The sequence below is a fragment of the Sunxiuqinia dokdonensis genome (assembly GCF_001270965.1).
GTDB classification, from domain to species: domain Bacteria; phylum Bacteroidota; class Bacteroidia; order Bacteroidales; family Prolixibacteraceae; genus Sunxiuqinia; species Sunxiuqinia dokdonensis.
The window spans coordinates 12,938-32,103 of record NZ_LGIA01000147.1 but is presented as its reverse complement, the minus strand read 5'-3'; the positions used below and the strand labels follow the sequence as shown (position 1 = coordinate 32,103).

13 protein-coding genes are annotated in these 19,166 nt (G+C 46.1%); 5 read left to right on the top strand and 8 right to left on the bottom strand.

Annotated elements, in window-relative coordinates; all coding sequences use genetic code 11:
• Nucleotides 1-6: 6 nt before the first annotated feature.
• The 5 genes from NC99_RS08860 to aceE are packed head-to-tail and all read right to left on the bottom strand — an operon-like array spanning nt 7 to nt 6,711.
• Entirely contained in the window at nt 7-816 is an 810-nt protein-coding gene (locus NC99_RS08860) for a family 1 encapsulin nanocompartment shell protein (protein ID WP_053182480.1), read from the bottom strand.
• Nucleotides 817-829: 13 nt separating this feature from the next.
• Entirely contained in the window at nt 830-1,120 is a 291-nt protein-coding gene (locus NC99_RS08855) for an encapsulin-associated ferritin-like protein (protein ID WP_053182477.1), read from the bottom strand.
• Between the two features lie 34 nt (nt 1,121-1,154).
• Nucleotides 1,155-2,576, bottom strand: coding sequence for a dihydrolipoyl dehydrogenase (lpdA, locus tag NC99_RS08850; RefSeq protein ID WP_053182472.1), 1,422 nt, complete (start codon nt 2,574-2,576; stop codon nt 1,155-1,157).
• A gap of 12 nt (nt 2,577-2,588) precedes the next feature.
• The gene (locus NC99_RS08845) at nt 2,589-3,992 is read right to left on the bottom strand and encodes a 2-oxo acid dehydrogenase subunit E2 (RefSeq protein ID WP_053182469.1); all 1,404 of its coding nucleotides are present in this window, start codon (nt 3,990-3,992) and stop codon (nt 2,589-2,591) included.
• Nucleotides 3,993-4,044: 52 nt separating this feature from the next.
• The gene (aceE, locus tag NC99_RS08840; RefSeq protein WP_053182462.1) at nt 4,045-6,711 is read right to left on the bottom strand and encodes a pyruvate dehydrogenase (acetyl-transferring), homodimeric type; all 2,667 of its coding nucleotides are present in this window, start codon (nt 6,709-6,711) and stop codon (nt 4,045-4,047) included.
• 438 nt (nt 6,712-7,149) lie between these two features.
• Here aceE and NC99_RS08830 point away from each other — a divergent pair, with 438 nt between their 5' ends.
• The 4 genes from NC99_RS08830 to NC99_RS08815 all read left to right on the top strand — a co-directional run bounded on the left by NC99_RS08830 (nt 7,150) and on the right by NC99_RS08815 (nt 14,558).
• A complete protein-coding gene (locus tag NC99_RS08830; protein ID WP_053182457.1) occupies nt 7,150-8,520 on the top strand; it encodes an NAD(P)/FAD-dependent oxidoreductase in 1,371 nt (456 codons plus the stop codon).
• A gap of 102 nt (nt 8,521-8,622) precedes the next feature.
• Entirely contained in the window at nt 8,623-10,572 is a 1,950-nt protein-coding gene (locus tag NC99_RS08825) for an aconitate hydratase (RefSeq protein ID WP_053182454.1), read from the top strand.
• Nucleotides 10,569-12,107, top strand: coding sequence for a trehalose-phosphatase (gene otsB / locus NC99_RS08820; RefSeq protein ID WP_053182451.1), 1,539 nt, complete (start codon nt 10,569-10,571; stop codon nt 12,105-12,107). Before NC99_RS08825 ends, otsB begins: the two co-directional genes overlap by 4 nt.
• 30 nt (nt 12,108-12,137) lie before the next feature.
• Nucleotides 12,138-14,558: a glycoside hydrolase family 65 protein gene (locus NC99_RS08815; RefSeq protein WP_053182448.1), complete on the top strand. Its 2,421-nt coding sequence runs from the start codon at nt 12,138-12,140 to the stop codon at nt 14,556-14,558.
• Nucleotides 14,559-14,698: 140 nt separating this feature from the next.
• Here NC99_RS08815 and NC99_RS08810 read toward each other — a convergent pair whose 3' ends face one another.
• The 3 genes from NC99_RS08810 to NC99_RS08800 all read right to left on the bottom strand — a co-directional run bounded on the left by NC99_RS08810 (nt 14,699) and on the right by NC99_RS08800 (nt 17,492).
• Nucleotides 14,699-15,070: an endonuclease domain-containing protein gene (locus tag NC99_RS08810; RefSeq protein WP_053182445.1), complete on the bottom strand. Its 372-nt coding sequence runs from the start codon at nt 15,068-15,070 to the stop codon at nt 14,699-14,701.
• A 417-nt stretch (nt 15,071-15,487) separates the two neighbouring features.
• A complete protein-coding gene (locus NC99_RS08805; protein WP_053182442.1) occupies nt 15,488-16,135 on the bottom strand; it encodes a hypothetical protein in 648 nt (215 codons plus the stop codon).
• Nucleotides 16,136-16,646: 511 nt separating this feature from the next.
• Nucleotides 16,647-17,492 carry a formate/nitrite transporter family protein gene (locus NC99_RS08800; RefSeq protein WP_204374953.1) on the bottom strand — a complete coding sequence of 282 codons (846 nt, stop codon included), beginning with the start codon at nt 17,490-17,492 and terminating at the stop codon, nt 16,647-16,649.
• A gap of 483 nt (nt 17,493-17,975) precedes the next feature.
• Between NC99_RS08800 and NC99_RS08795 the strand changes: the two genes are divergently transcribed.
• The gene (locus NC99_RS08795) at nt 17,976-19,115 is read left to right on the top strand and encodes a baeRF7 domain-containing protein (protein ID WP_053182439.1); all 1,140 of its coding nucleotides are present in this window, start codon (nt 17,976-17,978) and stop codon (nt 19,113-19,115) included.
• Nucleotides 19,116-19,166 lie beyond the last annotated feature (51 nt).

The following is a 19,166-nucleotide window of genomic DNA, read 5'->3' as shown; positions in this document are numbered from 1 at the left end:
CAGATGCTAATCCGACCGCTTACTTTCAAATACAACGACTGCTTCAGGACTTAAAACCCTGAAGGTAAATGAAGCCGTCAGGTAGAGTTTCACATTTTGAGTATCATGTGTATCATAGCCCAAAGTAATATCTTGTCCTTGAACCAGTTCATAATCTCCTCCCCGCTCCGAAACCAAAAAAGAAAGCTTATTGGATTGGTTAATGATCAGCTGTCCACCTAAGATTTCCGTTAGCTGCTTTTGGATGGGATAACCTTCGGAAAGCTTCACCAACTCAAGCCATTCGGCTGCTGAAATCACCAACGAATATGGGCCTTCAACCCCATTTTGACATAGTTGCATAATTTGCTTGCCCAGTTCTTTCAAAAATGCATTGGTACTTTTCGGAATTTCAACAGATGGATTTTCCGCAGCCTGTTTCATTCCCTTAATTTTGATCGGTTCAAAGCCTTCATAAATCACCTTTTCTTCAAAAAAAGCCACTTCTTTTACAGCTTCTTCCAGTGGAGTCAAGTCAACATCTTTTGCGCCCCGTTCAATGTTGTCGAGCTCCCAAAGATCCAGTTCAAAAGGCTTGCGAATTTCGATAAAAGGCAACATTTCCCTGATTCCATAATTTACACCATCATCCGACTGGTTTTCAGGTACAATTAAACGGCCGGTTGAAATTCCACCTTGTTCCAGACCAGTTGGCCCTTCAATGTCAACAAACTTTCGGGCAGTCAAATAGGTTCCCATAATTTGCTTGGTCCTGTCCGTAATTTCCTCCCAGGCCTTATCGGTAATTGGTGCGATCGATTTTTTTAAAATATTCATAGCTTTCTATTTTTTAGTCATCTTCAATTTTAACAATATCTTTTTCGGTAAATAGGTAAGTTCTCAAATGTTCATCCCAACCTTTCATATTTCTTCGGAGCCATTCTAAAGCCATACAGGCATGCTCCATTTCTTCATTGCGGTTGTGTTCTAAAATCTTTTTGAGTTGTTGATTTTTAGTGACCGATAGACGCTGTTGATACCAATCAATAGCTTCAATTTCTTCTTTCAACGATGTAAGAGCCCGGATAAAATCGCGGGTTTCATCTGACAATTCTGTTGGTGGCTCATGATAGTTTTGCATGGTTATTTATTTTAAAGGTTCTACAAATGATTTGTTATTTCTTTTTGACAAACGTATGGGCCGGATGGCCGTAAAATAATTCGGCCGCTTCCATAATGGTTTCGCTCAGCGTTGGATGCGGATGGATGGTCAGCGCCAGATCTTCAGCAGTTGCTGCCATCTCGATAGACAGCGCCAGCTCCGGAATCAGATCACCGGCATTTTTTCCGACAATCCCCGCTCCCAGTATGCGTTCGTTTTCCGGATTGATCAGCAACTTGGTAAAGCCGATCGTTTCATTCATCGCCACGGCCCTACCCGACGCGGCCCATGGAAACTTGGCTACTTTATAGCTGATGTCGTTATCTTTCGCCTCCTTTTCGCTCAATCCACAGGTGGCAATCTCGGGTTCGGTATAAATCACTGCCGGTATCACTTTCGCGTCGTTGGTTGACTTTTTACCGGCAATCACCTCAGCGGCCACTTTGCCCTCGTAACTCGCTTTATGTGCCAGCAAAGGGGCACCGGCAACATCGCCAATGGCAAACACATTTTTGCCCGTTGTTTCCTGCTGCTCATTTACCTTGATGAATCCTTTTTCATCCAACTCAATGGCTGTCTTTTCCAGTGCCAGGCTGTCGGTGTTGGGCTTTTGCCCCACGGCTACCAACACCTGGTCGTATGGCTTCCTGAATGTCTTTTGTTCGCTGTCTTCGAAAGTCACTTGCAGCGCGTCACCCTTTTTATCCACCTTCACCAATTTCGTTTTCAGAAAAACATCCTGGAACATTTCTTTCGATGCCTTCTTATATTCGGCCACCAAATCCTTGTCCATTCCCGGCATGAAATCATCTGTCAGTTCGGCAATGCTAACTTTCGAACCAAGTGCATGATAAATCGTAGCCATTTCAAGGCCGATGTAACCGCCGCCAATCACTAACAGTTTATCAGGAATCTCTTTCAACTCCAAAGCTTTTGATGCGTTTAAAATACCGGGCTTGTCAAACTCCATTCCCGGAAGTTCGACTGGTGTGGCACCGGTTGCAATAATGGCTTTTTGAAAGGTGATCTTTTCCACATCGCCATTTTCATGCTTCAACTCCAGTGTTTTCGAGTCGATAAACTTGGCATAAGCCCTGATGTAATTGATCTTCCGGGCCTTTACCAGTTGTCCCAAGCCGGCGGTCAGCTTCTTCACAACCTTGCTTTTCCAGTTGGCCACCTTTTTCACATCAATTTCTGCGGCAGAAAAATGAAGCCCCATGGCATCAGCTTCTGCCGCATCCTTTTTAATTTTCGACAAGTGCAACAATGCCTTGGTAGGAATGCATCCGCGGTAAAGACAAACGCCTCCCGGATTGACTTCTGGATCGACCAAGGTAACTTTCAGCCCCAGATCGGCGGCCATGAATGCCGCGCGGTAACCTCCGGGACCAGCACCAATAATGACGAGTTCGTGTTTTTTATCGTTGTTCATTATGATTCGTTTTTATTGCAGGATGGCGTAAGGATCTTCAATCACCTGGCATATCCAGCGTAGAAAGCGTGCACCATCGGCACCATCAATCACGCGATGATCATAAGAAAGAGACAAGGGAATCACCATTCGCTTTTGAAATTCATCATCAACCAAAACCTGCTGATATTTGCTTCGAGCTACGCCTAGTATGGCGACCTGGGGCGCATAAACAATCGGCGTGAAACCGGTCCCGCCAATACCGCCCAAATTGGAGATGGTAAAGCTTCCACCCTGCATTTCGTCGGATGAAATTTTCTTGTCGCGGGCTTTTTCAGCCAGCTCATCCAGCTCAGCTGAAAGCTCGGTCAGCGACTTCTTATTGACATCGCGCACCACCGGAACCAACAACCCCTGAGCCGTATCAACCGCAACGCCAACATGGTAGTAATGCTTGTAAATGATTTGATCATTCTCGGTATCCAGACTGGCATTAAACTGAGGATATTTCTGCAGTGCAAAACCAACAATTTTGAGCAACAAAGCTGTCACCGTTAGTTTTCCACCTGTTTTGGCAACTTTCTCTTTATTCTTTTGTCTGAAATTTTCAAGATTGGTGATGTCCGCTTCGTCAAACTGGGTGACATGCGGAATGGTTTGCCAGGCACTCTGCACATTAGTGGCTGTCAGCTTGCGAATGCGGCTCATCGGCTCGACCGAAATCAGGCCCCATTTGGCAAAATCAGGCGACTTTTTCCCGTCGTCTTTGGTTTCTTTTTTCTTGTCCGATTTTTTATCAGACTCACCAGCCTCCGCTTGTTCTGCGTGCTTTTTTACGTCCTCAGCCGTAATTCGCTCGCCTGGTCCCGTGCCTTCCACCTGACTCAAATCCACCCCTTTTTCGCGTGCCAATCGTCTGACCGAAGGCGAAGCAGGCAGATCAGCCGAATCTTTCTTCTCTTTCTTTTTACTTTCATCCTCTTCCTGCGACTCATCAGACTTTTCGCTTTCTTCGGAAGACTCTTCTTGCTCGTCATCGTCGTCATCTTCTTCTGAATCCTGACCCTCTTCTTCAGAATCTCCTACCTGTTCTTCCTTTTTTGTCGATTTTGATTTTTCCTTTTTAGACTTTTTATCATCCGAAGCTTGTTCATCGTCTTTTTCGTCGGCATCCTCATCGCCATTCTCCTCTCCTTTTCCTTCGGTTTCAATAATCATGATGACCTGGTTGACTTTCACTTCATCGCCTTCACTCACTTTAATTTCATCCACCACACCGGCGTAAGGCGAAGGAATATCGGTAGTCGCCTTATCCGTTTCAATTTCAACCAAGCCCTGATCTTCATCAACCTTATCGCCAACAGAAACCAGGATTCCGGCTACTAAACCAGTTTCGACACTTTCGGCGATCTCTGGAATTTTTATTTCTTTCTTCATCTGTATTTCAAATTAAGGGTTACTACCTGTTTTTTCGGATTGCTTCGCTGATTCACGGTCGAAGTGGCGATTTTTTCTCCCCGGTTATCTGCAATTTCTCTTTGGCTTCTTTTAATGTTTTTTGGTCAATCTTTTTTTGCTTATGGAGAGCCAGCAAAGTACACCAAACAATATGTTTTGCATTGACTTCGAAATGTTCCCGCAATTCGTCGCGATGTTCGCTAAGGCCAAAACCATCGGTTCCCAGGGCCTCAAAAGTTCCGGGAAACCATTTTGAAACCGACAATGGCAAAGCCTTAACATAGTCGGAAGCAGCAACAAAAATTCCTTCTTCCTTTCCCACAGCCTCTTCGATGTAAGATTTTATTTTCGAATCATTCAGTCGGTTTTGGCGTTCCGTTTCAATAGCGTTGTCATACAATTGCTTGTAGCTGGTCACACTCCATACTTCCGAAAAAATATCGTAATCTTTCTTCAGAATATCGGCTGCTTTCAGGGCTTCATTCAAAATGGAACCACTTCCAAGCAAGTGCAGGTTATGCTCATTTTTCCGGCTGCTCCTAAACGGGTACATCCCATTAATAATGCCTTCTTCGATTCCCTTTCGGGGAGGTTTGGCTGGCATCTTATATTTTTCGTTCATGATGGTGATGTAGTAAAAGATGTCCTCGCCATCCACATACATGCGTTTGATTCCATTCTTTACGATCACCGCCAGCTCATAGGCAAATGCCGGGTCGTAAGCCTGAACTGTAGGAACGGAAAGTGCCAGCAAATGGCTTTGCCCATCCTGGTGCTGCAGGCCTTCGCCGGCCAAGGTGGTTCGCCCGGCTGTTCCTCCCAGCAAAAATCCTTTGGTTCGCGCATCGGCAGCGGCCCATATTAAATCGCCCACCCGCTGAAAACCAAACATGGAGTAAAAGATGTAGAACGGAATGCAATTGATTTGATGAGCAGAATAGGCTGTTCCTGCAGCGATAAACGACGACATGGACCCCGCTTCGGTAATTCCCTCTTCCAAAATAGCGCCGTCTTTTGCTTCCTTGTAGTACAATAAACTATCGCGGTCAACGGGTTCGTACAGTTGTCCTTTGTGCGCATAGATACCCACTTGCCTAAACAAGGCATCCATCCCGAAAGTCCGCGATTCATCAGGCACAATCGGAACAATCAGCTTTCCGATATTCTTATCCTTCAGAAGTTTCGAAAGCAGCTGCACAGCAGCCATGGTCGTGGCCACTTCCCGCTTTCCGGAACCTTTTAGGAACTCCTCAAACACCTCGGAATCCGGCATCTCAAAATCTACCGTCTCCTCATTTCGAACCGGTAAAAACCCATTGAGTTTCTCCCGCTGTTTTTTCAGGTATTGAATCTCGTCGCTGTCTTCGGCAGGCTTGTAAAAGGGAGCTTCTGCCAAATCTTCATCCGAAATCGGGATATTGAACCGATCGCGAAAATGGATGAGCTCTTCTTCATTCAATTTCTTTTGCTGGTGGGTAATGTTTCGGCCTTCGCCCGCTTCGCCCAGTCCATAGCCTTTCACGGTTTGGGTTAAAATGACCGTTGGGCCGTTCGTAGATTCAGACGCTTTCTTGTAGGCATTGTATACTTTTAGCGGGTCGTGGCCTCCGCGGCGCAACTTGACCAGCTCGTCATCACTTAAATCTTCAACGAGTTTTAACAATTCCTTGTACTTTCCAAAAAATTCCTTGCGAATAACATCGCCATCAGAAATCGAGAATTTCTGACGCCGCCCATCAACCAACTCGCCAAGTCGCTTTATCAATAAACCACTTTTATCCTTCTCCAGGAGAGGATCCCAGTTTTCGCCCAATATCACTTTAATGACATTCCAGCCAGCACCATAAAAGGCTGCTTCCAATTCTTGTATGATCGATGAGTTTCCCCGAACTGGTCCATCAAGCCTTTGCAAATTACAATTGACCACAAAAATCAGGTTATCCAAATCCTCTCTCGAAGCCAGCGTAATGGCACCCAGCGACTCAGGTTCATCCATCTCACCATCGCCAATAAATGCCCACACTTTTTGATCAGACTCTTCCAAGAGACCTTTGTCTTGCAAGTACTTGTTAAATCGTGCCTGGTAAATGGCCATAATTGGCCCCAAGCCCATCGACACGGTGGGAAACCGCCAATAGTCTGGCATTAACCGCGGGTGCGGATAAGAAGACAAGCCGCCTTTGGGATTCAGTTCACGCCGAAAATTTTCCAGAAGCTTTTTCGAAAAGCGCCCCTCCAAAAAAGAGCGGGCGTAAATACCGGGAGAAGAGTGTCCCTGAAAATACACCATATCAGCCGATGTGCCGCTGTCTGCTCCCCGAAAGAAATGATTGAATCCAACCTCATAGAGCGTAGCCGACGAAGCATAAGTTGAAATGTGCCCTCCAATGCCATCTTGCTTTTTGTTGGCTTGAACCACCATCGCCATGGCATTCCATCGAATGATACTTTTAATTTTTCGCTCTAACTCGCGGTTGCCCGGGTAGTCCACTTCATCAGAAACCGGAATGGTATTGACATATGGAGTATTGACAGGAGACTTTAGCCGAATGCCTTTTGCCCGGGCCCGGTTTTCTAGTAATTCAATTAATTCGTCAACCCGGTCAGCATCTTCATTCTCAATAATGTAATCAATGGAATCAAGCCACTCTTGATTTTCAAACTCGTGTATCTTGTGAGAGTGATTTTGTTTTGTCATACCTGCTCTCTTTTTGTTTTGATTATTCGGAAATCAATTTCCTTTTTTATGATAAAAATGGCAATTGTTATACCATAATCAGCATGAAAGCAACGGCACAACTGAAAACGAGGAAACTGCTGGGACTCGCTGGAAAATCAAGGCCAACCAGATTCTATCGAATGCAAAGTGATTGTGGAATTTTCAAGAAAAAGCGTGTAATAACTCTACACAAAAATAGTGACTTTACCAATAATCCTGCAGTAGCGGTAACGCTGCCTCATGACTCCTAAAACGAAGTCTTTAGGTGAAAAACAGATCAGTGCCCACTCACAATCCCCTTCGAGTCTTCCTGCAAAAAATAACAGCATCACAAGTTCAGCGCATCCAAATTTGACCACTTTCCGCCAACGGCCAAAACTGGAACGGTTTTTTCACTTCTAAAACAAAATTAACGAAATGACGAATCAAGAGCATCTGTTTTCGATCAATATACCAGACACAAAAAAATCCCGAATTGTAATCATTGGCGGAGGTTTTGGAGGTGTTCAACTATTAAAGAATCTGAATTCTGACTATTTTCAGATTGTGTTATTGGATCGGTACAACTACCATACATTTCAGCCCTTGCTCTATCAGGTGGCAACTGCTGGACTTGAACCAGATTCAATTGCAGGACCGTTAAGAAAAGTGATTAATCGAAAGCCGGACACCCACTTCCGGATGCTCAAGGTGAACCGAATTAACCCGAATACCAAAACAGTAAAAACATCCGCAGGAGTGCTAAACTATGACTACCTGGTCATTTCCACAGGCGCCCAGATCAATTATTTCGGTAATAGAAATATTGCAGAACATGCTTTTCCCCTCAAACAGATCACCCATGCGCTGGATTTGCGCAGTCATATTTTTCAGCAATTCGAAAAGGCCGAAATTATGACCAGTGAAAAGGAAAAGAAAAAGCTCATGACCTTTGTTATTGTTGGTGCCGGGCCTACAGGGGTCGAAGTTTGTGGTTCGTTAGCCGAACTAAAAAACAAGGTATTGCCCAAAGACTACTCCGGACTGGATTTCAGCAAAATGGAGATCCACCTAATTGAAGGACTGGATCGTATCTTGCCATCCATGTCAGAAAAGTCGGGGAAAAAGGCAAAAAAATACCTTGAAAAAATGGGGGTTCATATCGTGTTAAACTGCATGACTGACGATTATGATGGCGAAGTTGTAAAACTGGATAATGGCACAACAATCCATGCCGGAACGTTAATTTGGGCTGCTGGTGTGAAAGGAAATTTAATTGATGGATTTGGCAAGAAAAGCATTCTAAAAGGCAAATTGGTCGTTGATGAAATCAATCGTGTTTTTAAAGATCAAGAGCAAAAACAAGTCTATGAAAACCTTTTCGCCATCGGCGACGTTGCCCACATGCTGCATCCAGACTACCCCAAAGGGCTCCCTGGCCTGGCACAGGCGGCGATACAACAAGGCCGGCAACTGGGCAAAAACCTGAACAGGCTGCATCAAGCTCAAACCATGAAGCCTTTTCACTACAAAAACAAAGGCGTTTTGGCAACCATTGGCCGGAATAAAGCGGTAGCGGATTTTCCCGGCGACCTCAATTTCAGTGGTGCCCTGGGTTGGTTCATCTGGATGGTGGTACACTTGCTCTTTCTGATCGGCTTTCGGAACAAAGCCGTGGTATTTGCCAACTGGTCATGGAACTACTTTACCTATGATCGTGGAATTCGGCTTATCCTTCGTCCGTCAACCAAAGAAAACGACGCAGTTAGCCGCGAAATGATCGAAGCAATGAAGGAGACGCAAGAATAATACGATCTGTCCGCTCCTGTTTCTAAGAATGGAGCATTTGCAAGCGCAAAAAGTGAAAGATTAATAACAAAAGATGCAAAGCAATTAAAAGTATAACACGTCATGAAAAAATTAAATGTCACACAAAAGCTGATAAAAAATCACCTGGTGGAAGGTTCAATGGAGCCTGACTGCGAAATCGCCTTGAAAGTTGATCATCTTTTGCAGCAGGACGCTACCGGGACACTAATCATGCTTGAGCTTGAAAAGCTTGGGCTGGATCACGTGCAGGTGGAAGTGGCTGTTCAGTATGTAGATCACAACTTACTACAGGCTGATTTCAAAAATGCTGATGATCATGCTTTCCTGCAGTCAGCCGCCCAAAAATACGGGTACTGGTATAGCCGTCCGGGAAATGGAATCAGCCATGTGGTGCATATGGAGCGCTTTGGCAAGCCGGGCAAGCTGATGATCGGATCGGACAGCCACACCTGCTCGGCTGGTAGCCTCGGCATGCTGTCCATGGGCTCTGGAGGCTTGGACATCACCACTGCCGCAGCGGGGCAGCCCTACTACATCAATATGCCCAAAGTTATGGGCGTTGAACTGACCGGCAGGCTGCCCGACTGGCTAAGTGCAAAAGACATTATTCTGGAAATGTTACGCCGCTACGATGTAAAAGGAGGTGTCGGCTATATTGTTGAATATTTTGGCGAAGGACTGAAACAGCTCAGCGCCTGGGATCGGCACGTCATTGCCAATATGGGTGCCGAATTGGGAGCAACAACCACCGTTTTCCCGTCGGATGAAGTGACCCGGGCTTTCCTGAAACAAGAAGGCCGCGAAGATGACTGGACCGAAATTAAAGCCGACGAAGGTGCGTCATACGATCACTACGAACACATCCGGCTCGATGAACTGGTGCCCCTGATTGCCAAACCAGGCAGCCCCGACAAAGTAGTTCCGGTGAGCGAAGTAGCCGGAAAACCGATTTCGCAGGTTGTGATTGGCTCATCAGCCAACCCCGGCTTGCGCGACTTTTGGATGGTTAGTGAAATTGTAAAAGGGCAGGTTGTTCCCGCTGACGTTTCTCTGGACGTCAACCCTTCTTCGCGGCAAAAAATTGAAGATCTGGGAAAACTCGGTGCCCTAAATGAATTAATTAAAGCAGGCGCCCGCTACCACCAAACCGGATGCATGGGATGCATTGGCATGGGACAGGCACCCGCATCCAACACCATCAGCCTGCGTACCATGCCCCGAAACTTTCCGGGCCGGTCGGGAACAGCCGACGACCAAGTGTACTTATGCAGTCCCGAAACGGCTGCCGTATCTGCCCTCCACGGGGTGATTACAGATCCGCTGGACTATGGAAAGAAAGCCGCCTACCCCAAATACATTGAGCCCGAACAAGCATCGGTCAATAAAATGATGTTAATTGAGCCCAACGAAAGCGGCCGGGATGTTGAGCTGAAAAAAGGGCCAAACATCACCTCCTTACCGGATTTCACACCAATTGAAAATACCTTCGAAGCCCCCATCATCCTAAAAATGGGCGACAACATTTCGACCGATGAGATCCTGAAAGCAGGAGCCGAAGTACTGCCGCTTCGAAGCAATATCGAGGCGATTAGTCAGTTCGCTTATGAAGCGCTCCACCCTTCGTTCCATCAGGCTGCACTCAAAGCCCGCGATGCTTTGGGTGGCCACCTGGTTGTCGCAGGTGAAAACTATGCCCAGGGTTCGAGCCGCGAACATGCGGCCATTGCCCCCCGCTACCTGGGACAAAAAGCCGTAATTGCCAAAAGTTACGCACGTATTGCCTTTCAAAACCTGGTCAACTTCGGCATTATCCCTTTTGTGTTTGAAAATCCTGAGAACCTGAACCATCTGGAAACAAACAACATCCTGGTCTTCAACGATGTCATTTCGTCTATCGAACAGGGAAAAACCATTACGGCATACAACAAGGCCACACAACAAGGTATTAAACTGGTCTGCCCCTTAAGCAAACGGCAACGGAAAATTCTTTTGGCCGGCGGACTCATCAACTATTTAAAAAACAGCAAATGAAACTGAATATTGAAGGAATTGAAGCAGCCATTTTTGACATGGATGGTGTAATCACCCAAACAGCGCGGCAGCACGAAAAAGCATGGAAACAGGTATTTGACGCTTTTCTAAACTCAAAAAGAAAGGATTTTAAATCGTTTAGCCACAACGATTACCTGAGTTATGTGGATGGCAAGCCCCGCTACGATGGCGTGGCAAGTTTCTTAAAATCAAGAGGGATTGAAGTGCCCTACGGCAAACCGTCAGATTCGCCAGATCAGGAAACCATTTGTGGATTGGGTAACAAAAAGAATGCTCATTTTTTAGAAATCATTGAAGCAGAAGGTGCCGATGTTTACCCGGATACCATCGCACAAATAGAGGAATGGAAAGCCAAGGGGCTAAAAATCGGCGTGATTTCCTCCAGCAAAAACGCCCGGCTAATTCTTGAAAAAGCAGGCGTTTTGAACTTATTTGACACTCGTGTGGATGGTCAGGTTTCTGAAGAACTTGGACTGAAAGGGAAACCGGAGCCTGATATTTTTATTGAAGCAGCCAACAGGCTCAAATCTTCCATCAGTAAAACCATCGTGTTCGAAGATGCGGAAGCAGGCGTAAAAGCCGGACAAACAGGCGGTTTTCAATTTGTGGTCGGAGTAAAGCGAAGTGGCGGCAAAGCAGATATGCTGCGTCATGGTGCCCATTGGGTCATGAGCAACTTCGAGGAAATAAGTATCAGCAGCAAGACGGAAAAAGAAGCTTCATTTTACGAAGAACTACCTTCTGCGCTCGACGAAAAAGAACACATCTTCAAGCAATTTCAGAAAAGGAAACCGGCCCTGTTTTTCGATTATGATGGTACACTGACCCCAATCGTATCGCAACCCGAAGATGCCGTTTTGGGCGAAAACATGCGCCAGACCATTGTTCAGCTTGCTGAAAAATATCCGGTTGCTGTCGTTAGTGGCCGCGATCTGCGCGATATTCAGCAGCTCGTCAAACTCGACACATTGATTTATGCCGGAAGCCACGGCTACCACATCGAAGGACCAGACAATTTATATCTCGAACAGAAAGAAGCACAGGCCGTTCTTCCACTCCTGGATCAACTGGAACAACAACTTCAAAACGAACTGGCCGGAACAATTCCCGGATGCAAAATCGATCGGAAAAAGTTTGCCATCGCCGTGCACTACCGCAATGTAGACGAGCCGAATGTAGACACCATCAAAAACAAGGTGCAACAAGTGGTTGATGCACACGAGAATTTGAAACTGGGAACCGGAAAACGCATTTTGGAAATCAAGCCGGCCATCGACTGGCACAAGGGAAAAGCAGTGTACTGGCTGCTGGATAAGCTCAACTTATCCGTTGACAACACAATACCTGTTTACTTTGGTGACGATGTGACGGATGAAGACGCCTTCCGGGACATCATTGATGACGGTGTCAGCATTTTGGTTGGCAAACATGATCAACCCACCGTTGCTCATTTCAGACTGAAGGATGTTGATGAGTTAGAACAGTTTCTGAACCAACTTCTTCAGCAGTCATAAATGCCCCCCCCGAAACTGAAAAACTGATTTATGGATAACTGGAAAATAACTTACCACAGCTACGATGCCGAAGAACAAGCCAAACGCGAGGCCTTGCTAACGCTTGGAAATGGCTACATTGCCCTGCGCGGTGCCTTTGAAGAAACCAGCGACAATGCGACTCATTATCCGGGAACCTATCTGGCCGGTGGATTCAACCGGCTTACAACAAATATTGCCGGAAAAGACATTGAAAATGAGGATTTGGTGAACTGGCCTAATCCGTTGCCTTTAACGTTCCGAATCAATCAAGGAAAACCGTTTCACATCGACCAGGTCACAATTCATGAATTTCAGCATGAGTTGGACTTAAAATCGGGCCTTTTAATCCGCAAAGTCAAGTTTTCAGATGAACAGGGAAATGAGACCAGTTTGATTGCCAAACGATTTGTCAGCATGAACAACTGCCATGTGATTGGTATCTCATGGGATATTGTTCCCGAGAATTGGTCGGGAACACTGCATGTCGTGTCCGCACTTGATGGTGATATCAAGAATAACAATGTAGCCCGGTACAGCGATTTGAACAACGAACACCTGAACCTGATCTCTACGAATTGCCTCGGCGAACATATCATCAGTCTGGCAGCCGAAAGCAACCAATCGCACATTAAAATGGCACTGGCTGCCCGCACCGAACTGTTTATAGATGATAAGAAACAAAAACCCAGGGCAAATTTTAAGTCAGAAAAAGGAAAAGCGATCCATGAGCTGGAACTTGAAGTTCAGAAGCTTCAGCCGGTCCGCATCGAAAAAATCATGACGCTCTACACCTCAAAAGATGTGGCGATTAGCGAACCACTTTACCAGGCCAAAACCAGCATTGAAAAATTACCCGGATTCAACCGCTTACTGCAAAAGCACGAGTCATCCTGGGAAAACCTGTGGAATCGAATTGATACCAAAATTCGGCTCAATGATCAAAGCGAAGACCAAACCATTTTGCGTTTACACACCTTTCATATTTTGCAAACCGTGTCCAGTCATACAGTCAATATCGACATTGGCGTTCCTTCACGAGGCTGGCACGGCGAGGCTTACCGCGGACATATTTTCTGGGACGAAATGTACATCATGCCCTTCCTCATTTTGCATTTGCCCCATGTGGCCCGCAGCCTGCTCATGTACCGTTTCCGGCGATTGGGTGAAGCCCGTCAGGCTGCCAGGGACGAAGGCTTTGAAGGCGCCATGTTTCCCTGGCAAAGCGGCAGCGACGGACGCGAAGAGAGTCAAAAGATTCACCTCAACCCGGAGTCCGGCAATTGGATTCCCGACAACAGCCACCAGCAGCGGCACATTAACCACACCATCGTGTACAATGTCTGGCACTATTACCAAGCCACAAAAGACATGGAATTTCTTTCATACTATGGAGCTGAACTAATCTTATCGGTCGCCTTGTTTTGGTCAAGCATCGCACAGTTCGACCGCAAAAAATCACGCTTTGTGATCAATGGGGTGATGGGACCCGATGAATACCACACCAAATATCCCGACTCGGACGAACTGGGCTTAAACAACAACGCTTACACCAATTTCATGACCGTGTGGGTTATTCAACGAGCATTGGACGTTTTGGCCTTGTTTGATGGCAACCAGCAAAAACAAATCATGCAAGCCGTTGGATTGAAGGATGAACATGTGAAAAAATGGGAAGAGATGACCCATAAAATGTATATTCCATTTCATGACGACAACATCATCAGCCAATTTGAGGGCTATGAAAAATTGAAAGAATTTGACTGGGAGCGCTATAAGCGTGAACACGGCGAGGTCATGCGGCTCGACCGGATTCTGGAAAGCGAGGGCGACACCCCCAACCGCTATAAAGCCAGTAAACAGGCCGATGTGTTGATGATCTTTTTCTTACTCACTTCGCATGAAATCAAAGAAATATTCGGCCAGCTGGGCTACTCCTTCAATATTCAAACCGATATTGCGAAAAACATCCGCTACTATCAGCAACGCACGTCGCACGGATCAACCTTGAGTAAAGTGGTTCACTCGTGGATTTACGCCCGTCTAAACCGAAGCAATTCCTGGAAAAACTTCAAGCAGGCGCTCATGAGCGACTTCAAAGATGTTCAGGGGGGAACCACGCCCGAAGGCATTCACCTGGGCGCCATGGCCGGAACAGTCGATTTGATTCAACGCTGCTACACGGGACTGCAAATTCGAGACGATGTGTTGTGGCTCAACCCACGCCTACCCGAAAACATTGAAAACATTGTTTTAAGTATCCGTTTCCGAAGCCATTGGTTCAGACTATACATCAATCACAAAAAGGTAAAAATTGAGTTTGAAAAAGGCTGGGCGCCACCTGTTGAAATTGGAATTCAGGGGAAAACCTACAAATTTGAAGAACGCAGCTGCAAAGAGTTTGAGCTCGACCAATCAAAAAAATCAAACTAGTTAGACCGGGACCGTTCCTTGCCCGATAAGTCGCTTAGGGACGAAACAAATAATCTGGTTCCTCTGGCTTTTTTGCACCCTCCCCGGCCCTCCCTACGTGTAGAGGTCGCGACTTGCCGCGGCAGGGTGGATCAAGGAGTTTATGGAATAGCCCCAATATAATCTGTTATTTTATGCAGAACACTTCGCATGTTTTCCAGCTCTTCGTTTCTGATTCGTATCACATGCAAGCCCAGGCTTGCCATGATCTCATCACGGGCGGTATCTTCCTCTTTTTGAAAGTCGTGAATTTTACCATCCAATTCGATCACCAGTTTTTTATCGGCACAATAAAAATCAGCAATAAAATAAAGAGGTTTGTTGTTGTACACTTGATAAATGATGGGATGTTGGCGTAAGAATTTAAAACCACCTAACTTTCTTTTTCGAAGATTGGCCCACAATATTTTCTCGAAAGGAGTCATGTTTTTGCGGAGTGCACGCGCCCGGCTAATTGGAGTAGGATCGCTCATTTGATTGGTGTTTTCAGACAAGTTATGAAAAACAAGGCAATTGAGCTGCTCCGTTCTCTGGCTTTTTTGCACCCACCCCGGCCCTCCCTACGTGTAGGGAGGGAAGTCGCGGCTCGCCGCGACAGGGTGGGTCAAGGAGCTTATGGAATAGCCCCAATATAATCTGTTATTTTATGCAGAACACTTCGCATGTTTTCCAGCTCTTCGTTTCTGATTCCTAAAACATGCAAATTCTAATTCGTTGACCAAATCAATCCATCCCGGAAAAAACTTGTTTTCTATAATATTCATGGTTTGTTTTTATGACTGGTAAGTTGTTTCTCTCCCTCTCCCCATCTCCCCTCCCCCCAAAAAAAGGAGAACCCGACTCCCATCGCCGGGCCCTCCATGCTCTGAGTTATCTAGAGACTTTGAAGCTTATCGGTCTACAATTACCCGGGCGGCCAGGTAGCCGTTGTAAAAGTCGGGGTCGCGGCGTTTAAAGATTTTCATCACCTTGTCGAGCTTGGTGGTTAAAATGTCGTGGGCTTCGCTGAATAGCTCGGCCAGGCTTTTGGTGGCCTGCACCGATGCAATTTGGTAGGCCCGCGGTTCGCCATTCATTTCCAGGAAACGATTCAGATCGGCTTTCAGGTCTTCAATTTGCTCTTCCGTCACGCCATATTCTGCCACAAGTACTTCCTTGTGTGCTTCTGCCATGGCAATCAATTCCTTAATTTTGGGGACAAAGTCGCCATTGCGCAGATTCTTCAGGTCCCAATACGAAGCAGCCATTTTGCTTTCCAGCGCCGCGTCATCGGTGACTACGGCCATCGCTTCTACCGAGTCGTTCAATACGTCGCCTTTCAGGGCGATTGTTTTCTTCAACTCTTGCTTACTTTCGCCAACAAAAACCTGTGCGGCCAGTTGCGATTCCTGCGATTGTTCAATCGCCACATTTACGGTACTCAATTCGGTTTTAAAAACGACAATTTTGGGGATGGAGCTCCATTTTTCGGGTTTGCCATCCAGAAAAGCGATGACGGCGTCATGCATGGCCTTTCGGTTAGATTGTTTTTTGTTCATGGTTTAACAATGTAAATTAATTTGCTTTGCTAGTTAGTACATTTCAGAACAAAATCCAATCAATTGTTCAATTATTTTTATGACTAGTTGATTTTTTATTTTTTACTGAGGTCTGCTCATCAGCTAGTTTAACTTGATGACAAGTGCTTGTCTAATCAAGTTAATTCCTATAAATCCCTTGTTTTATCTGCTGTTTTGGTCTCCTGTATTCGATGATTTGGGCAAATGTTATGATATTTCAAACGAAGATTCCGGTGCATCGAGCACTTGTTCCGATACATCGAGCGGTTGTTCCGGTGTGTCGGGCACTTATTCCGGTGCATCGAGGGGTTATTCCGGTACGTCAAGCGGTTATTCCGGTACATCAAGGGGTTATTCCGGTGCGTCGAGCGGTTATTCCGGTACATTGAGGGGTTATTCCGGTCCGTCGGGCGGTTATTCCGGTGCATCGAGCAGCTATCCCGGTGCATCGAGCCGATCGTTGGATGAATGAGGTGAACGCTTGGAAAAGCTACCCTTTCCCAATTCTCCGGTTTCGTGGGTTGACGTGGCTGAACTTGACCAAAGCGACAAACACCACGCCGCCGATGATATTGCCAAGGGTTGACCAAATCTGAACATGGGCATAATCCGTCAAATTTACAGCATTGCTGGTGAGTACGGCGGCAAAAACTTCAATGGAACCTACAATGGAGTGATGCAATCCACCGATGCCAATCACCGAAGTGATTAAAACGATGATCAGTATTCGGCTTATGGTCTCCTGTGCCGAGGTGACCAGCCACGACAGCAAGCCCATCAACCAGCCAGCCAGGATGCCACTGAGTAAAATGATATGCCAGGGAAAATTGATGAGTTTTAGAGAAAGTTCGGCCAAAGCCCTGGAATCGATAACCTCGAAGGCGGAAGGCAAAACCGCCAGAATACCGCTGAAAACATAGCCTCCGAGCAAATTGCCGGAATAGATGATTCCCCATAAAATCATCAAGCTTTTAAAGCTGGCGATTTTGTTTAAAACCGGAATAACAGCCAGCGTGGTGTGCTCGGTAAACAGTTCCGATTTTCCGACAACCACAAAAACAAAGCCTAATGGATAAGCACAGGCAAGCAGCACGTGCAAGACCGAAGGATGAACAACATCGTGGAAAAGCGTATAAATAACGGCCATCAGGAAAACACTGAAGCCAATGTCCAATCCGGCAGAAATGGCCGAAAGAAACAAATCCTGTTTGGATCGGTTATGCTCGTGCATGGCCATATCGATCTGCTCGGTCAGAATTTCATCAATCGGTTTCGGTTTATTCAGTGCTTCTTTCAGGTCTGTTTGTCTTTTCTCCATCCTATACAAATTAGTCATCAACTTTCCGTTTTTAAACCGGAGCATGCCGCCCTCGAAAATCAATTTTTGGTGTGGCAATATTCCACAGTTTTCCTATAATTTCCACAGGAAAAGCGGGCATCTTGATCATTCAGGCAGCTGCACGATTCATTTATTTTCGCCTGTCCACGCTATTCCCGGCCCCTAACGGTTCGCGCTGGCCCGTTTAGGAATAGGAGTTGTGGTTTCATGAACAAGAATAAAAACAAATTTTAAACCATGGACAGTTTACAAATCAATCGTACTCCAATCGATTTCACCCCAAAAGCATTTACCGCCCAATGGCGAGTTTCGATATGCTGCAAGAACAACTTTCCGTGCAAATTTCGAAAACCTGATTCCCTCCGCTTCCTGCCCTGAGATTGTTCCCGCAGCTAAACGGTATCTCCTCCAAAGCGGAGACAGCAGCAGGCTATTGAGCTTTATCCTACTTTCATTTTTAACATTTTAATCCGTTTAATCATGACTTTACTAAAGAAAAAACAGTTTGATGAACTGGTTGCCGAACGCGGCGACTATTGCATTTCGATTTACATACCGACCCACCACAACGGTGAAAACAAGGACAGCATGATCCGCCTGAAAAACCAGGTGTCCAAAATTGAAGAACAGCTCGTTGCGCTTGGATTAAAACAGCGAGCGATTTTTGAATACCTGGAGCCCATCACAAAGCTGCTGCAAGACACCACGTTCTGGAGACATTTGTCCGATTCGCTGCTGGTTTTCCGCAGCCGCGATAAATTTGTGTACCGTACCCTACCGCTCCGCATCGAAGAATTTTCGTTGGTTTCCAACCGCTTTTACCTGCTTCCTTTGCTGAGTATTTTCAATCGTCACGACCAGTTCTACATTCTTCAGCTTAGCCTGAAAAAGAATCGGCTTTTTGAAGCTTATCAATACGAATTGACGGAGATTCCAACCAAAGGCGTGCTTCCCGAAGATTTGGAAGATGCTGTTGGAAAAGATGTAAAACAAAAATCGTTGAACTACCGCAGCGGGCAAACCCCGGGCGGCTTTGGCCTTTATCATGGCAAAGGCGAAGGCAAGGAAGACAAGGAAAAAGAGGTGACGAAGTACCTGCAAGCCGTTGACGATGGTCTGAATAAAATACTGGGCGATGCATCGGCTCCTTTGGTCATTGCTTCGGTGGAGCACCTGTGCGCCCAGTTTCAGCATCTTTCGGATTATAAGAACATCTTCCCGAAATGTGTGCATGGCAACCACGATAACGGCGACATGGACAAAGTACATAAAAAAGCCTGCGAACTTTTACAGCCCTATTTTGACAAGACCAGAAATGAAAACAAAGAGAAGTATTCGGAAACGAACCTTCGGATTACTTCCGATCTGAAAGAACTGCTGATTGCTGCCAATGGCGGCCGGATAGAAACCCTGTTTGTGGGAAAAGGCCAACACATTTGGGGCGATTTTGATGTGGAAAACGCGAAATTGAAGATTCATGAGGACAAAGAACCGATGGATCATTGCCTGCTTGATTTTGCTGCCAAATCAACCTTTCTGAAAGGCGGAAATGTTTTCATTGAAGAGATGGATGAGTTGCCCTCCAGCGAGGCTCCGGCCAATGCCATCTTGAGGTATTGAGCGGCTCATTCGTTTTCGGAATCCGAAAAGCACACCGTTGCTGAAAAAGGG

What these genes read in the sequence shown, in the direction of transcription:
- lpdA (WP_053182472.1), bottom strand. Translation starts at nt 2,576, where the DNA reads ATGAACAACGATAAAAAACACGAACTCGTCATTATTGGTGCTGGTCCC.
- NC99_RS08860 (WP_053182480.1), bottom strand. Translation starts at nt 816, where the DNA reads ATGAATATTTTAAAAAAATCGATCGCACCAATTACCGATAAGGCCTGG.
- NC99_RS08795 (WP_053182439.1), top strand. Translation starts at nt 17,976, where the DNA reads ATGACTTTACTAAAGAAAAAACAGTTTGATGAACTGGTTGCCGAACGC.
- NC99_RS08800 (WP_204374953.1), bottom strand. Translation starts at nt 17,492, where the DNA reads ATGACTAATTTGTATAGGATGGAGAAAAGACAAACAGACCTGAAAGAA.
- NC99_RS08830 (WP_053182457.1), top strand. Translation starts at nt 7,150, where the DNA reads ATGACGAATCAAGAGCATCTGTTTTCGATCAATATACCAGACACAAAA.
- otsB (WP_053182451.1), top strand. Translation starts at nt 10,569, where the DNA reads ATGAAACTGAATATTGAAGGAATTGAAGCAGCCATTTTTGACATGGAT.
- NC99_RS08805 (WP_053182442.1), bottom strand. Translation starts at nt 16,135, where the DNA reads ATGAACAAAAAACAATCTAACCGAAAGGCCATGCATGACGCCGTCATC.
- aceE (WP_053182462.1), bottom strand. Translation starts at nt 6,711, where the DNA reads ATGACAAAACAAAATCACTCTCACAAGATACACGAGTTTGAAAATCAA.
- NC99_RS08855 (WP_053182477.1), bottom strand. Translation starts at nt 1,120, where the DNA reads ATGCAAAACTATCATGAGCCACCAACAGAATTGTCAGATGAAACCCGC.
- NC99_RS08825 (WP_053182454.1), top strand. Translation starts at nt 8,623, where the DNA reads ATGAAAAAATTAAATGTCACACAAAAGCTGATAAAAAATCACCTGGTG.
- NC99_RS08815 (WP_053182448.1), top strand. Translation starts at nt 12,138, where the DNA reads ATGGATAACTGGAAAATAACTTACCACAGCTACGATGCCGAAGAACAA.
- NC99_RS08845 (WP_053182469.1), bottom strand. Translation starts at nt 3,992, where the DNA reads ATGAAGAAAGAAATAAAAATTCCAGAGATCGCCGAAAGTGTCGAAACT.
- NC99_RS08810 (WP_053182445.1), bottom strand. Translation starts at nt 15,070, where the DNA reads ATGAGCGATCCTACTCCAATTAGCCGGGCGCGTGCACTCCGCAAAAAC.